Origin of the sequence: Bacillus sp. 17RED48 (genome assembly GCF_019837545.1) — a bacterium.
Taxonomy (GTDB): Bacteria; Bacillota; Bacilli; order Bacillales; family Bacillaceae_G; genus Bacillus_A; species Bacillus_A wiedmannii.
Window position 1 is genome coordinate 476603 of the sequence record NZ_JADAXG010000001.1, and the last position, 15617, is coordinate 492219.

The 15617-nt window shown below is 36.6% G+C and carries 18 protein-coding genes and 1 other annotated feature; of the genes, 15 read left to right on the forward strand and 3 right to left on the reverse strand.

Annotated features, from left to right (window positions below; translation table 11 throughout):
• Positions 1 to 18: 18 nt before the first annotated feature.
• The gene (locus tag ILT06_RS02545) at positions 19 to 147 is read left to right on the forward strand and encodes a YrzQ family protein (protein ID WP_001053553.1); all 129 of its coding nucleotides are present in this window, start codon (positions 19 to 21) and stop codon (positions 145 to 147) included.
• A gap of 35 nt (positions 148 to 182) precedes the next feature.
• Here the strand turns inward: ILT06_RS02545 and ILT06_RS02550 are convergent, their stop codons facing one another.
• The gene (locus ILT06_RS02550; protein WP_000242555.1) at positions 183 to 395 is read right to left on the reverse strand and encodes a hypothetical protein; all 213 of its coding nucleotides are present in this window, start codon (positions 393 to 395) and stop codon (positions 183 to 185) included.
• A gap of 176 nt (positions 396 to 571) precedes the next feature.
• Here ILT06_RS02550 and ILT06_RS02555 point away from each other — a divergent pair, with 176 nt between their 5' ends.
• The gene (locus ILT06_RS02555; RefSeq protein WP_064474723.1) at positions 572 to 1639 is read left to right on the forward strand and encodes an AI-2E family transporter; all 1068 of its coding nucleotides are present in this window, start codon (positions 572 to 574) and stop codon (positions 1637 to 1639) included.
• A gap of 38 nt (positions 1640 to 1677) precedes the next feature.
• Here the strand turns inward: ILT06_RS02555 and ILT06_RS02560 are convergent, their stop codons facing one another.
• A complete protein-coding gene (locus ILT06_RS02560; protein WP_064474724.1) occupies positions 1678 to 2022 on the reverse strand; it encodes a PH domain-containing protein in 345 nt (114 codons plus the stop codon).
• Between the two features lie 211 nt (positions 2023 to 2233).
• Positions 2234 to 2453: a binding site (T-box leader), on the forward strand.
• A 40-nt stretch (positions 2454 to 2493) separates the two neighbouring features.
• Here ILT06_RS02560 and alaS point away from each other — a divergent pair.
• The 12 genes from alaS to ILT06_RS02620 all read left to right on the forward strand — a co-directional run bounded on the left by alaS (position 2494) and on the right by ILT06_RS02620 (position 14583).
• On the forward strand, positions 2494 to 5136 hold the full coding sequence (gene alaS / locus ILT06_RS02565; protein WP_000811817.1) for an alanine--tRNA ligase: 2643 nt from the start codon (positions 2494 to 2496) through the stop codon (positions 5134 to 5136).
• 76 nt (positions 5137 to 5212) lie between these two features.
• Complete coding sequence (locus ILT06_RS02570) at positions 5213 to 5479, forward strand: IreB family regulatory phosphoprotein (protein WP_000348590.1); 267 nt, start codon at positions 5213 to 5215, stop codon at positions 5477 to 5479.
• A 3-nt stretch (positions 5480 to 5482) separates the two neighbouring features.
• Positions 5483 to 5896, forward strand: coding sequence for a Holliday junction resolvase RuvX (gene ruvX / locus ILT06_RS02575; RefSeq protein ID WP_001221204.1), 414 nt, complete (start codon positions 5483 to 5485; stop codon positions 5894 to 5896).
• Positions 5897 to 5908: 12 nt separating this feature from the next.
• Positions 5909 to 6187 (forward strand): DUF1292 domain-containing protein, encoded by a 279-nt coding sequence (locus tag ILT06_RS02580; protein WP_000392245.1) that lies wholly within the window; start codon positions 5909 to 5911, stop codon positions 6185 to 6187.
• Between the two features lie 219 nt (positions 6188 to 6406).
• Positions 6407 to 7477: an endolytic transglycosylase MltG gene (mltG, locus tag ILT06_RS02585; RefSeq protein ID WP_064474726.1), complete on the forward strand. Its 1071-nt coding sequence runs from the start codon at positions 6407 to 6409 to the stop codon at positions 7475 to 7477.
• A 202-nt stretch (positions 7478 to 7679) separates the two neighbouring features.
• Positions 7680 to 8321 carry an O-methyltransferase gene (locus tag ILT06_RS02590; protein WP_000389088.1) on the forward strand — a complete coding sequence of 214 codons (642 nt, stop codon included), beginning with the start codon at positions 7680 to 7682 and terminating at the stop codon, positions 8319 to 8321.
• Between the two features lie 7 nt (positions 8322 to 8328).
• The gene (locus ILT06_RS02595) at positions 8329 to 9258 is read left to right on the forward strand and encodes a peptidase U32 family protein (RefSeq protein ID WP_064474727.1); all 930 of its coding nucleotides are present in this window, start codon (positions 8329 to 8331) and stop codon (positions 9256 to 9258) included.
• Between the two features lie 18 nt (positions 9259 to 9276).
• Positions 9277 to 10557 (forward strand): peptidase U32 family protein, encoded by a 1281-nt coding sequence (locus ILT06_RS02600; RefSeq protein ID WP_000217969.1) that lies wholly within the window; start codon positions 9277 to 9279, stop codon positions 10555 to 10557.
• 17 nt (positions 10558 to 10574) lie between these two features.
• Positions 10575 to 11213: a uridine kinase gene (gene udk / locus ILT06_RS02605; protein WP_000537083.1), complete on the forward strand. Its 639-nt coding sequence runs from the start codon at positions 10575 to 10577 to the stop codon at positions 11211 to 11213.
• A gap of 279 nt (positions 11214 to 11492) precedes the next feature.
• Positions 11493 to 11969, forward strand: coding sequence for a transcription elongation factor GreA (gene greA / locus ILT06_RS02610; protein ID WP_000179964.1), 477 nt, complete (start codon positions 11493 to 11495; stop codon positions 11967 to 11969).
• 92 nt (positions 11970 to 12061) lie between these two features.
• The gene (locus ILT06_RS02615) at positions 12062 to 13816 is read left to right on the forward strand and encodes a peptidoglycan D,D-transpeptidase FtsI family protein (protein ID WP_064474728.1); all 1755 of its coding nucleotides are present in this window, start codon (positions 12062 to 12064) and stop codon (positions 13814 to 13816) included.
• A 116-nt stretch (positions 13817 to 13932) separates the two neighbouring features.
• Complete coding sequence (locus tag ILT06_RS02620) at positions 13933 to 14583, forward strand: YrrS family protein (protein ID WP_064474729.1); 651 nt, start codon at positions 13933 to 13935, stop codon at positions 14581 to 14583.
• A 35-nt stretch (positions 14584 to 14618) separates the two neighbouring features.
• On the opposite strand, the gene ILT06_RS02625 is transcribed toward ILT06_RS02620, so the two are convergent.
• On the reverse strand, positions 14619 to 14834 hold the full coding sequence (locus ILT06_RS02625) for a YrzA family protein (protein WP_064474730.1): 216 nt from the start codon (positions 14832 to 14834) through the stop codon (positions 14619 to 14621).
• A gap of 136 nt (positions 14835 to 14970) precedes the next feature.
• On the opposite strand from ILT06_RS02625, the gene ILT06_RS02630 reads away from it, so the two are divergent.
• The gene (locus ILT06_RS02630; RefSeq protein ID WP_064474731.1) at positions 14971 to 15609 is read left to right on the forward strand and encodes a class I SAM-dependent DNA methyltransferase; all 639 of its coding nucleotides are present in this window, start codon (positions 14971 to 14973) and stop codon (positions 15607 to 15609) included.
• The last annotated feature ends 8 nt before the right edge of the window (positions 15610 to 15617 follow it).

Here is a 15617-nt window from a genome sequence, read left to right on the forward strand (position 1 = left end):
CGAAAAGGGGGATTTACTTTGAATCTACGCAATTCATTAATCGCATTAGGTGTTGGAGCTGCAGCATATCAATATGCTCGCAAGCAAGATGTATTTTCAAAACGCAATATGAAAAAAGCACGTAAGATGATTAAATCTTATCTATAAGCGTAAAAAACTCCCTTCATCATAAGGGAGTTTTTTTATGCACTTGTATGCAAATATAAAAGTCCGATTTCAGAGAAGAGATAAGATAGGCCGTAACATCCAACGCCAAGCATTCCGTAATGAAATAATTGCTTCGCCCTTTCTTTTCGTGAGGAACGAATAAAGAAACCTTTCCAAATACCAAATCCGATACAAACCCATTCAAGAATCATAAAAAGTGCTGATAATACGAGCATAAATAAAACCATTATGAGCCCTCCTGATTATATTGTTTCATGCTGCGTTCTCAGGGGTGGTTGTCCTTATTATGTTATGTATATGTACGTCTTTACAAAACAGTATGGTCTGCACGAAAAGATTTTAAAACTTTTGCACATAACCTAACCTATTTATTTTCAAAATAAAGGTGGAGGAGGTTTTTCGTGTGAAGAATCTTAAAATCATTTGGATATATCGTTTAGGGTTATTGTTACTTGTATTTCTTTGTTTGCTTGTCTTTTTAAAAATTAAGCCGCTATGGGCACCGATTATCTTTGTATTTAAAGTGGCAATTACACCGTTTCTTATTGCGTGTTTTATTGCGTATTTATTGCATCCTTTAATTGAAAAAATTCATAAAGAAGGGATGCCGCGCACACTCGCTATTTTGCTTATTTACATCCTTTTCTTTGGTGGGATTGGTTATGGAATTTATAAAGGAACGCCAATTGTTATTAAGCAATTACAAGAGATTAATGAACAATTTCCGCAGTTTACAAAAATGTATGATTCTTGGATGGATGGCGTTACGGAACAAACAGCGAACTTCCCGTCCTTTATTCATGAAAAGGTGAAACAAATTTTTGGTGGAGTAGAAACGAAGATACAATCACTTTTAAATAAAGTGATGAGCACAGCCCGTGGCGTATTGGACTCGTTGCTTATTATTTTTTTAATACCGTTCATTGTATTTTACATATTAAAAGATTACGGTGAGTTTTATAATATTTTTTGGAAACTAGTCCCGAGTAAGTGGCGTAGTACAGGGCAAATGCTGGCGAAAGAAATTGATAAGTCACTCGGAAGTTATATTCGAGGACAGTTATTTGTTTGCTTAGTATTAGGGGGAGTATCTGTTCTTTCTTTTTGGTTTATCGGTATGAAATATCCATTATTACTCGGCATTATTATTGGGGTAACGGATATAATCCCGTACTTCGGTCCTATTTTAGGGGCGATTCCGACATTGATGATTGCGGCAACGGTATCAACGAGTTTACTCATTAAGGCGGGAATTACGATTGCCATTTTGCAATTTTTGGAAAGTAACATTTTATCACCTTACATCGTTGGTAAGTCACTTCGTATGCATCCTGTTATTATTATGCTTGCATTATTAGTTGGAGGAGAAGTGGCAGGAATTGTAGGGTTATTAATATCAGTTCCTGTTTTAGCGGTCATTCGTACGGTGATCGTTCATGTAAGGCCTCTTTGGAAAAAAGAAGATGTGTAATATGATAGCCCTCTGCTTATAAAAGTAGAGGGCTATCATTATTTAGAGAGTTGCTCGTGTATTTGTTGAACGAGAGAGCTTACATCATTTGTTTGAATATGTTTTATTTTTTTCCATTCATTATCGTACATAAATATAATTTGATTGCTGAAAAGACGCTTTTGCACTTTTAGATTAGAAATGTTTGCAAAAGAGTACTCTTCAAATATTGGGTTCTTACTTACATCTGGTCCATAAAAGAAGAGCCGTTTGTTTGTTAAAATTAACAGTCCTGGTCTTGCAACGGAACGATAAATAAATATATTTAATGAACATGCAGTGTAAAATAATATCGTTTCGTCAGTCGTTAATATGTTTTTAGCCTTGTTCAATAAAGTTGTCATTTTGCTCGCTTCTTTATTATTGATAATTTAATTATAACAAAAATATAATATTCCGAAAAAAATATAGAGGTAGTACAATTTATTAATAAATGCATAATATATGGAAAGGCTGTTAAGAATGAATAGTAGAATAACTATGGTTAATGCAATATAAATGATTATCTACATTGACAAACTTAAGAGAATTCTATTATATTTAGTCATATAATACATTAAATCAATGACGGAAAAAGTACGTTACAGTCCATTTATAGAGAGAAGCTTCCATATGGCTGAAAGAAGCTTTAAATGAAGGGTAACAGAAAGCTAATCCTGAGAGCAGCTAATCACTGCCGTCTTGCCACGTTACGGCACCATGAGGTGATGAATTGATTGTTATAATAATCAATTCATAATTAGGGTGGTATCGCGAGTTAACTCTCGTCCCTTTTATAGGGGCGGGAGTTTTTTATATTTAAGGAGGAAAATACAATGAAACAACTAACAGGCGCACAAATTCGTCAAATGTTTTTAGACTTTTTCCAAGAAAAAGGACATGCAGTAGAACCTAGTGCATCACTAGTTCCGCATGAAGATCCATCTCTGTTATGGATTAACAGTGGTGTAGCGACATTAAAAAAATATTTTGATGGACGTGTAATCCCGCAAAATCCACGTATTACAAATGCTCAAAAATCAATTCGTACAAACGATATTGAAAACGTAGGGAAAACAGCTCGTCACCATACATTCTTTGAAATGTTAGGAAACTTCTCAATCGGTGATTACTTTAAAGAAGAAGCAATTACTTGGGCTTGGGAATTCTTAACGAGCGACAAATGGATCGGATTCGATAAAGAATTACTATCAGTTACAATCCATCCAGAAGATGAAGAAGCATTCACAATTTGGAATGAAAAAATGGGTGTTCCAAAAGAGCGCATCATCCGTTTAGAAGAAAACTTCTGGGATATCGGTGAAGGACCAAGCGGACCGAATACAGAGATTTTCTATGACCGCGGAGAAGCTTACGGTAATGACTTTAGTGACCCAGAATTATATCCAGGCGGAGAAAACGAGCGTTACTTAGAAGTATGGAACCTTGTATTCTCTCAATTTAACCATAATCCAGACGGTTCATATACACCGCTTCCTAAGAAAAACATAGATACAGGGATGGGTCTAGAGCGTATGACATCTATCGTTCAAGATGTACCTACAAACTTTGACACAGACTTATTCATGCCGATGATTGGCGCAACAGAATCAATTTCTGGTGAGAAGTATCGTAATGGTGACTTAGAAAAAGATATGGCGTTTAAAGTAATTGCCGACCATATCCGTACAGTAACATTTGCTGTAGGTGACGGTGCTCTTCCATCTAACGAAGGCCGTGGTTATGTATTACGTCGTTTATTACGCCGCGCGGTTCGTTATTCGAAGAAATTAAACATCAACCGTCCATTCATGTTTGAATTAGTGCCGGTTGTTGGAGAAGTAATGAAAGACTTCTACCCAGAAGTACTTGAAAAGAAAGATTTCATCGCAAAAGTTGTGAAAAACGAAGAAGAGCGTTTCCATGAAACACTTCATGATGGGGAAGCAATTTTAGCTGAAGTTATCACAAAAGCAAAAGAAGAAAAAACAACTGTTATTTCTGGAGTAGATGCGTTCCGTCTATATGACACATACGGTTTCCCGATTGAATTAACTGAAGAATATGCAGAAGAAGCTGGTATGACAGTTGATCAGGAAGGCTTTGAAAGTGAAATGGAAAAACAACGTGAGCGCGCACGTGCAGCTCGTCAAGACGTTGATTCTATGCAAGTTCAAGGCGGTGTCCTTGGAGAAGTGAAAGTAGCGAGCGAGTTCGTTGGTTACGGTACAGTTGCAACAGAAAGTAACGTTGTTGCACTTGTGAAAAACGGCGAATACACAGATAGCTTACAAGCTGGTGAAGAAGGGCAATTAATGCTTGATGTAACACCATTCTATGCTGAGAGCGGTGGACAAATTGCAGACCGTGGTTATCTTCTTGCTGACGGCGTGAAAGTACTTGTAAAAGACGTACAAAAAGCACCAAATGGTCAAAACTTACACAAAGTTGTTGTTGAAGAAGGTACATTAACGAAAGATGCGGCTGTGAAAGCTATTATCGACACGAAAAACCGCAGTAGCGTTGTGAAAAACCATACAGCAACTCACTTACTACACCAAGCATTAAAAGATGTACTTGGAACGCATGTTAACCAAGCAGGTTCTCTTGTAACTTCTGAACGTTTACGCTTTGATTTCTCTCACTTCGGTCAAGTACAAGCTGACGAATTAGAAAAAATTGAGCGTATGGTAAACGAGAAAATTTGGGAAAGTATTGATGTTGAGATTTCTCAAAAAGCAATTGAAGAAGCGAAAGAAATGGGCGCAATGGCATTATTCGGTGAAAAATATGGTGATGTTGTACGCGTTGTACAAGTAGGCGATTACAGCTTAGAGCTTTGCGGTGGTTGTCACGTTGATAACACAGCTTCAATCGGTATTTTCAAAATCGTTGCTGAGTCTGGTATCGGTGCAGGAACGCGTCGTATTGAAGCAGTAACTGGTAAATCTGCATACGAATTAATGAACGATCAAGTAGGTTTATTAAAAGAAGCAGCAGGAAAAATGAAAACAAATCCGAAAGATATTTTAACAAGAGTGGATGGTTTATTTGCTGAAGTAAAACAACTTCAAAAAGAAAACGAATCTCTTGCTGCAAAATTAAGCAATATTGAAGCTGGAAACTTAACTGATTCAGTAATGACAGTTGATGGAGTAAACGTATTAGCAGCGAAAGTAAACGTTGCAGATATGAACAACTTACGTACGATGATGGATGACCTGAAAAATAAATTAGAGTCTGCAGTTGTCGTATTAGCGTCTGTAAATGATGATAAAGTAAACATCTTAGCTGGCGTAACGAAAGATTTAATTAGCCAAGGTTACCATGCTGGTAAACTTGTGAAAGAAGTAGCTTCTCGTTGTGGCGGCGGCGGTGGTGGCCGTCCTGACATGGCTCAAGCAGGTGGTAAAAACCCAGCGCAAGTTGAGGAAGCTTTAGCATTTGTACAAGAGTACGTTAAATCTGTTTCAAAATAAAGAGATAGTAGTGTACAATGGTAGGGAGAGGAGAAGTTCTTCTCCCTATACTTACTATATAAGTGAGGTGCTTGAAATGGACGGTTTTGATAAAACAATGAAGTTTAGCATTCAAGATGAAAAACAGAGTGTCCATGTAAATGATGTACTTTTAACTGTGTATGATGCACTTCAAGAAAAAGGCTATAATCCGATTAACCAAATCGTCGGTTATTTATTAAGTGGAGACCCAGCATACATACCTCGCCATAAAGATGCACGAAGCATCATTCGCAAGCTTGAACGTGATGAGTTAATTGAAGAGCTTGTGAAGTCGTACTTGAAACATCATCGTGAGGAGTAGTTTATGCGGATATTAGGTTTAGATGTAGGTACAAAAACAGTCGGAGTTGCAATGAGCGACGAAATGGGCTGGACAGCGCAAGGGCTGGAAACAATCAGGATTAACGAAGAACGAGGCCACTTTGGTTTTGACCGTATTTCTGAGTTAGTAAAGCAGTACAATGTGGACAAAATAGTAGTAGGTTTACCTAAAAATATGAATGGTACAATTGGCCCACGTGGTGAAGCGTGCCAGCAATTTGCAGAAAACCTGCGAAATCTGTTACAATTAGAAGTTGTAATGTGGGACGAGCGTTTGTCAACGATGGCAGCGGAACGTCTGCTCATTTCAGCTGATGTGAGTCGTAAGAAGCGAAAACAGGTAATCGATAAGATGGCTGCAGTCGTAATCTTACAAGGGTTTTTAGATAGTAAATAAGAGGTGACCAAAATGGAAGAAAATCAAATTACAATTGTAGACGAAAAAGGTAACGAACATTTATGTGAAATTATTTTCACTTTTGATGCTGAAAAATTTGGCAAAAAATCATACGTAGTCTTCTCTCCAATCGGTGAAGTAGACGAAGATGGAGACCCAATTTATGATGCAATGGCTTATGAGCAAAATGAAGAAGAGGGCGGAAGTTTACTTCCAATCGAATCTGAAGAAGAGTGGGAAATGGTACAAGAAATGTTCAATACTCTAGCTGATGAGCAAGAAGCTGAATAATAAGTACTGAAAAGGTGGACGACATATAGTCCATCTTTTTTTATATGTAAAATGAAAGATTTTTTGTCGAAACTGTGTAATCCTTTGTAGTATAATGAGACGGATTGTAGAAAAATAAAGTGTCTATCTAAAAAAGATAAATAATTTTATTGTGTTTTTATATCGTGTTGTGTAGAAAGATATACATACGGTCTACAATTTAATTGAGGAGGAAGAGTGTTGATAGAGAATCAAGTGAAAAAAAAGCGTAGACGTCTTTTTTTATTTTCGATTATTGCACTGCTTTTAGTTTGTGGTTCAGTCTATGCGTATATTTCATCCGCATTAGGACCAGTTGATAGCGGGAATAAAAAAGAGGTTGAAGTAGAAATTCCAAAAGGATCATCTACTAGTAAAATTGGTGAGATTTTAGAAGAAAAAGGTGCTGTGAAAAACGGTACAGTTTTTAGTTTTTATACAAAGGCTAAATCGAAAAATTTACAAGCGGGTACATATTTATTAAATCCTTCAATGAGTGCCTCAGATGTTATTGAACAAATGTCATCTGGTAATGTACATCGTCCAGCTCTTTATAAAGTGACGATAAAAGAAGGTGCACAAGTAACTGAAATTGCAGAAACGGTTGCAAACGAATTAAAGTGGAATAAAGATGATGTCGTACGTCAATTAAACGATAAAGCATTTATTCAAAAAATGCAGCAAAAGTATCCGAAGTTGTTAACGGATAAAATCTTTGATAGCAATATTAAATACCCATTAGAAGGTTATTTATATCCTGCGACGTACTCTTTCTATAAAAAAGATACGACGTTAGAAGAAATTATAATTCCAATGCTTGAGAAAACGAATGCAATCATTGTTCAAAACGAGGCGAAAATGAAAGCGAAAAACTGGGATGTTCATCAGCTTTTAACATTGTCTGCACTTATTGAAGAAGAGGCAACAGGCTTTACAGATCGTCAAAAAATCTCTAGTGTCTTTTATAATCGTTTGGAAAAAGGTATGCCCCTGCAAACTGATCCAACGGTATTATATGCACTTGGAAAGCATAAACAACGTGTATTATACGAAGATTTAAAGATAAACTCACCGTACAATACGTATGTTGTGAAAGGATTGCCAGTTGGTCCGATTGCAAACTCTGGTAAACATTCAGTGGAGGCGGCGTTAGAACCTGCGCAAACAGATTATTATTATTTCTTAGCTGCACCAACTGGTGAAGTGTACTATGCGAAAACATTGGAAGAGCATAATGCATTAAAGCAAAAATATATTACGAAAAAACAGTGAAATGGGGAGGGATAGCGAAAAAGGTCGCACATCCCTCTTTTTTGTGGTAAAATATATCGGGTTAAAAACTGGCAGAAGAATCGTTTTTAATATCAAAACGGGACGTACAAGCTAAGGGTGAAACTGGCTTGTATTTTTATTGCATTCTATGTGTGAAAAGACGTCATAGAGGCACTTCTCCATGTAAATAAGGAGGACCATTATGGAGGATGCAGTTAACGAGTACCTATTATCATTTATTGATCCAAAAGATAAATTAATTCTTGAAATGGAAGATTATGCGAAAGAAAATCATGTGCCGATTATGGATCGACTTGGAATGGAATTTATGTTGCAATTTTTACGTTTAATTGGACCAAAAAGCATTTTAGAGCTTGGTACAGCAATTGGTTATTCTAGTATTCGTATGATGCAAGCTATTCCAAATTCTCACATTGTGACAGTTGAACGCAATCGCGAGCGATATGAAAAAGCACTTGAATATATAGAATGTTCACCAGTTAAAGAGCGTATTTCCGTTATTTACGGTGATGCGTTAGAAACAGGCGAGCAAGTAGAAAAACATGGAACGTTTGACGTTATTTTTATTGATGCAGCAAAAGGACAATATCGTCGCTTTTTTGACTTATATGAACCGTTATTAAATCCTGGTGGCGTAATTATTTCAGATAATGTTATGTACCATGGCCTTGTAACGACAAAAGAGAAAATTGAAAACAGACGTACACGTGGTTTAATTCGTCGTATTAAGACGTACAATGAATGGCTTATGAACCATGAAGGATATGATACAACGATTTTCCCAATTGGTGATGGAGTAGCTGTTAGTAAAAAGAGAGGGTGACCAAGGTATGAAGAAACCTGAATTGTTAGTAACGCCAAAAGCAGTAGTGGATATCGAACCTCTTGCGAAAGCAGGAGCAGATGCGGTAATGATCGGTGAGCAAAAGTTCGGTTTACGTTTAGCAGGGGAATTTTCACGTGAAGATGTGAAACAAGCTGTGAAGATTGCGCATGAAAATGGTATAAAAGTATACGTAGCAATGAACGCTATGTTCCACAATGATAAAGTAGAAGAATTAACAGAATATGTTGCATTTTTAAACGAAGTAAGTGTAGATGCAATTGTTTTCGGAGATCCAGCAGTATTAATGGCGGTCCGAGAAGTAGCGCCAAATATGCAATTGCACTGGAATACAGAAACAACAGCAACAAACTGGTTTACTTGTAACTACTGGGGACAAAGAGGAGCAAAACGAGCTGTATTAGCTCGTGAGCTTAGCTTAGATGAAATTGTTGAATTAAAAGAAAATGCTGAAGTGGAACTTGAAGTACAAATTCACGGTATGACTTGTATGTTCCAATCGAAGCGTTCCTTAGTAGGAAACTACTTTGAGTATCAAGGACGTAATCTTGACATTGAAAAGAAAAAATATGAAGAGAATATGTTCTTATATGACCCAGAGCGTAACAATAAATATCCAATTTATGAAGATGAAAATGGTACTCACATTATGAGTCCAAACGATATTTGTTTCATCGATGAGTTAGAAGAACTAATTGACGCTGAAGTCGCTAGCTTAAAAGTTGATGGTGTACTAAAAAGCTCTGCATACATTATTGAGGTAACGAAGAAATATCGTAAAGCAATTGATTTATGTGTAGAAGATCGTGATGCGTATTATGACGTGAAAGACGATTTATATAAAGAGATAGAAGAAATGCAACCAGTAAATCGTCCGTTAGATACAGGATTCTTCTTTAAAGAGACGGTTTACTAAACGAGGAGGGTGTAGGAAATGACTGTACAAGAAATTTCACGAGTAATCGATGGCAAACGCGTTATTGTGAAGAAACCTGAACTGTTAATCCCTGCGGGTAACTTAGAAAAATTAAAAGTAGCTATCCATTATGGGGCAGATGCTGTATATTTAGGTGGACAAGAATTTGGTCTTCGTTCGAATGCAGGTAACTTTACACTGGAAGAAATGGCAGAAGGTGTTGAATTTGCAAAGAAATATGGAGCAAAAATATATGTAACAACAAATATCTTTGCACATAATGAAAATATGGACGGGCTAGAGGAATATTTAAAAGGGATTGAAAAAGCTGGCGTAACGGGAATTATCGTTGCTGATCCGCTTATTATTGAGACTTGTAAACGTGTAGCGCCTTCTGTTGAAGTGCATTTAAGTACACAACAATCACTATCCAACTGGAAAGCAGCACAGTATTGGAAAGAAGAAGGTTTACATCGTCTTGTATTAGCTCGTGAAGCAAGCTATGAAGAAATGAAAGAAATTAAAGAAAAAGTGGATATTGAAATTGAAGCATTCGTCCATGGTGCAATGTGTATCGCATATTCAGGCAGATGTACGTTAAGTAACCATATGACAGCACGTGACTCTAACCGTGGTGGTTGTTGTCAATCTTGCCGTTGGGACTATGATTTAGTTCAAACAGTATCACAACATAAAGATGCAAAAGAGCTTCCTCTATTCCAAGAAGAAGATGCTCACTTTGCAATGAGTCCAAAAGACTTAAATTTAATTTTATCAATTCCGAAAATGATTGAAATTGGAATTGATAGCTTAAAAGTTGAAGGACGTATGAAATCAATTCATTACGTAGCGACTGTAGCAACGGTATACCGTAAAGTAATTGATGCGTATTGTGCGGATCCGGATAATTTTGAGTTTAAACAAGAATGGTTAGATGAGCTTGATAAATGTGCAAATCGTGATACAGCTCCCGCATTCTTTGAAGGGGTTCCAGGACATCAAGAGCAAATGTTTGGAAATCATAGTAAGAAAACAACGTATGATTTCGCTGGTTTAGTGTTAGATTATAATGAAGAAACGGGCATTGTAACGATTGAGCAACGTAATCATTTCAAACCAGGACATGAAGTCGAGTTCTTTGGACCAGAAATAGAAAACTTTACGCAGACGGTGGAGAAAATTTGGGATGAGGATGGAAACGAATTAGATGCAGCGAGACATCCGTTGCAAATCGTGAAATTCAAAGTGGATCAACCAGTGTATGTGAATAATATGATGCGCAAAAGCATACTTCAATAAGAAAGAGTGATAGTCGAATGGGGACGAATAAGCCTGTTGTAATTGGAATTGCTGGTGGTTCGGGATCAGGTAAAACGAGTGTAACGAAAGCGATTTTTGACCATTTTAAAGGTCATTCTATTTTAATCTTAGAGCAAGATTATTATTACAAAGATCAAAGCCATTTACCAATGGAAGAGCGTTTAAAAACAAATTATGATCATCCGCTTGCGTTTGATAATGATCTGTTAATTGAACATTTGCAGCAGTTGCTTGCATATGAGCAAATTGATAAGCCTGTATATGACTATACATTGCATACGCGTTCAGAAGAAGTTATTCCAGTTGAGCCGAAAGATGTAATCATTTTAGAAGGAATTCTTATTTTAGAAGACCCACGTCTTTGTGAGTTAATGGACATAAAGCTATTCGTTGATACAGATGCAGATCTTCGTATTTTACGCCGCATGCAGCGTGATATTAAAGAGCGCGGTCGTACGATGGATTCAGTAGTTGATCAATACGTAAGTGTTGTACGTCCAATGCACAATCAATTTATTGAGCCTTCTAAGAAATTTGCGGATATTATTATCCCTGAAGGTGGACAAAATCATGTTGCAATTGATATTATGGTGACAAAAATTGCAACAATTCTTGAACAAAAAGTAAATTTGTAATAGCATAGTAAAAGATATACGATAGGAAGGGATTTTTTCCCTTCCTATCGAATACAATGAAACATGCAACCTCATCTATATATAGGTGAGGGCATATTTATATCAACTTTCCATACATATCTTCTTTATATAAAGAAGAATTGGGAATACGGGGTTGTATGTGACAACTCCGCTAGTACAGGCGTGCTAGAAACCTCCGCTATACATATAAGTGGGGGAGTTTTCATATGGAACTCCTCTTTTTTTTCGGGGGATTGGTATATAAAAGGAGTGGAAAATATGGCAACAGAAAAAACATACCCTATGACGCAAGAGGGTAAGCAAAAGCTAGAGAACGAACTTGAAGATTTAAAAACGGTAAAACGTAAAGAGGTTGTAGAGCGCATTAAGATTGCACGTAGCTTCGGAGATCTTTCTGAGAACTCTGAGTACGATGCAGCGAAAGATGAGCAAGCGTTCGTAGAAGGACGTATTACACAATTAGAAAACATGATTCGTAACGCAGTTATCATCACAGATAACGGCGAAGAATCTACAGTTGTTACATTAGGTAAAACAGTAACATTTAAAGAGTTGCCAGGTGGAGATGAAGAATCTTACACAATCGTAGGTAGCGCAGAAGCAGATCCATTTGAAGGAAGAATTTCTAACGATTCTCCAATTGCAAAAAGCTTATTAGGTAAGCAAATTGGTGAGAAGGTAGCAATCCAAACTCCAGGTGGAGAAATGCAAGTAGAGATTATCTCTGTAAAATAATAAAAAATCACTCGTGTAAAAGCGAGTGATTTTTTTATTTGTATAAAAGATGAAACACTCCGTCCAAACTATAATAGACGAGGTGTTTTTTTATGAAAATAAAACGGAGAATTACAATTGTTTTAATTTGTTTTATGTGTATCATGTTTATTTTACTTTGTCGTTTAATTCAAATACAAATTATAGATACAGAATCATTTACAGATCGTAAGATAAATTTAATTGAAAAAAGTGTTACACAACGGACGCAGTCCATTACGGTAGATGATGGAAGAGGCCATTTTATAGATCGGAACGGTAAGGAAATAGGTGAGAAAAAGTATCCTGTTTTAATTGTTTTTCCATTTCTACAAATAAAAAATGACATGTTAGAGAAAATTGCGCATATCATTGGTGTGTCGAGACAAGAGATTGAAAGTCAAATGAAAGACAAGAAAAGTGCATTTATCATGCAAAGGGGAAATGGTCCATTTCGATTGGCACGAGAGCAGATGGAGAAGGTAAATCAATTAAATGTATTAGGTATTGTAGCAGCTGAAGTTCGTTTACGGCAAACTGGCGCGATGAATCATTTAATTGGCGATGTGGGGGAGAATGAACGAGAATTTCAAAAACGATACGGAGAAGTAAGAAAAATTTCAAGGCAAACGCCAATTGGCATTTCAGGATTGCAGCAATCATTTGATGAATTTCTTTTGACCGATGGAGAGGCAAAAGTATTGTATCAAGTGGACCGACAAGGAGAACCGATTTTTGGAAAACAAGCGAAATATACTGCGCCTGGAAATCCGTTTTATCCAGTGACGATTCAAACAACTTTACATAACAGGTTACAGCAAAAAGCAGAAGAAGTGGTTGAAGCAAGCGAAATAAAGAAGGGGGGATTAGTATTACTTGATGTAAAGAAAAATGAAATTTTAGCGATGGTCAGTAAACCATCTGTACAGGTGAAGGATGAGCGTTTATATACAACTACACTTGAAAATCAAATGTTAACACCACATTTTCCCGGTTCTGTTTTTAAAACAATAGTTGCAGCGGCAGTGATTGATCAAAATGAAAATGTGTTTAATCGTACATTTAATTGTAATCAAGATTTATATGGTGAAGACCATCCACAAGTTATGATGGGTACACTTAGTTTTAAAGAGAGCTTTGCTAGAAGCTGTAATAGGACATTTTCAGAGTTAGGTAATGAGCTAATACAAAAGGATAAGATGGTGTTAGAAACTTACGTAGCAGCGTTAGGAGGCGCTGGTAAGGTTGGATGGAAAGGTTCTGTATTTCATACAACTCATTTTGAGCAAATGCCAGAGGAGAAGAGGGTTACGATTTGGGGGAGTGAAGGAAATAAGAATAGTAAAAAGGCGGTAGCGCAAACCGCGATTGGACAGAAAGATGTACGTATGTCACCTCTAGCGATTGCAAATATGATGGCGACGATTGCTAGGGATGGAGAAAAGATGGAAGTGAAAGCTGTGGAAAAAATAATGTATAAAAATGGAACGGACTTTTATACATTTGAAGACCATACAATAGGCGGGAAACAGCTTTCGTATGAAGCGGTTAAAACATTACAAGAGTTATTAAGGGGCGTTGTAACAACGGAGAAAGGAACAGGAGCCGCATTCAGGTCGTTGCCACTAAGTGTTGCCGGAAAATCTGGGACAGCGCAAACAGGAAAAGGGACGAAAGTGAATCGTTGGTTTGCAGGGTATTTTCCATATGAAAATCCAAGATATGCTTTAGTTGTCGTGGATATAGAAACGAATAGTAATGGAAATGAAGTTACACCTATTTTCAAAGCTATCGTAGAATCAATCTATCGATTAGAGAATGAAAAGTAATCTTGCAATTCATATTGAAATGTTTTCATTTCGTGAAAATATTATTGTAAATGTTCAACCTTTCTAGATTTAATGTTACAATAGCAAGTATGAAAAACTGCATGGAGGTTTGAAGAATGGCAGGAGGATCTAGATTCCAACAGAAACAACAAAAACGTCGTCAAAACGGTGTTTTAAATATTGCAATTGCAATTGTATTAATATTAGTAGCTATTGTATCATATCAATTGTTTGTTCCTGAAAGAAAAGAGCAAGCGTCTTCTAGTGATAAAAAAGTAGCTCAGCAAACAACGAAAGAGAATAAAGCTGAGAAAGCTAAAGGCAAAGAAGAGCCGAAGAAGAACGAGCAAGATAAGACAGAGGCTAAGAAGCAGGAAGAAGAAGCGAAGCAAAAGGCTGAGGAAGAACAGAAAAAAGCTGAAGAAGAAGCGAAAGCTAACGAGAAAGCACCAGCTGAAAAAACACAGTCACAGGCAACAGATGCTTATACGAAATCTTCTTGGAAGCCAGTAGGTACAGAGCAAGGTGCAACACCTGCGATGACGTTTAAAAAAGGTACAGCAGATTGGAATGAGATGAATCAAGCGATTTCAGCTGCAATTGACGTTCCAGTAAATCAATTAGTTATCCATAGAATTGGAAATAACGGTAAGAATAAAGCTTACGGTAACGTACAAGATAAACAATCAGGTAAAAAATATTATGTGAATATTGATTGGGTAGAAAATGAGGGCTGGAAACCAGTACTTGTTCAAACTCTAAACTAAAAAAGAGAGGCTCCTTAGGAGCTTCTCTTTTTTAGTTAGCGTAATTTCTTTAATTTAAAATGAACAACCGCGCTATAATATGGACTTTTGCTTTCGGGATCCATAACCATTTGATGCGAGATATGATGAACTTCAAGCATAAGTGCTTTATTATTATCGATTTGTTCGCTAATTTTTCGTTCCAAAGAAGCTAAGTCTCCTGCTTCGAAAAACTCTACTTTATCTTCTAACATTTCAAAGGTAAATGACACGAAGACGACCCCTCTCCTATGTAATCAACTATAGTGTAACAAAGAAAAGAATGAAATACCATGTACATTTCAATTGACATTTTTAGCAAGAGGGCATATCATACTGATAAAACCGATAAGAAAAAGGGGAATTTTTATGGGGACAGAATTTAATGGTTTATTTGATGAGTGGGCTCATACGTACGACTCATTCGTACAAGGCGAAGATATACAATATAAAGAAGTTTTCGCTCATTATGAGGATATTCTAGAGGATGTAGTTAACAAGTCATTTGGTAATGTATTAGAATTTGGTGTTGGTACTGGAAATTTAACAAATAAATTATTACTTGCTGGCCACACAGTTTACGGTATAGAACCGTCACGTGAAATGCGCATGATTGCAAAAGAGAAATTGCCGCAAGAGTTTTCGATTACAGAAGGTGATTTTCTTTCGTTTGAAGTTCCAAATTCAATTGATACCATTGTAAGCACCTATGCATTTCATCATTTAACAGATGCTGAAAAAAATGTAGCGATTGCGAACTATAGTCAATTGCTAAACAAAGGTGGTAAAATAGTGTTTGCTGATACGATATTTGCAGATCAAGATGCATATGATAAAACTGTTGAAACAGCAAAACAAAGAGGTTTCCATCAGTTAGCAAACGATTTGCAAACGGAATATTATACACGTATTCCAGTCATGCAGTCTATTTTTGAAAACAATGGCTTCCATGTAACGTTTACGAGATTAAATCATTTCGTTTGGGTAATGGAGGCAACTAAGCAATAGAAAGAGGG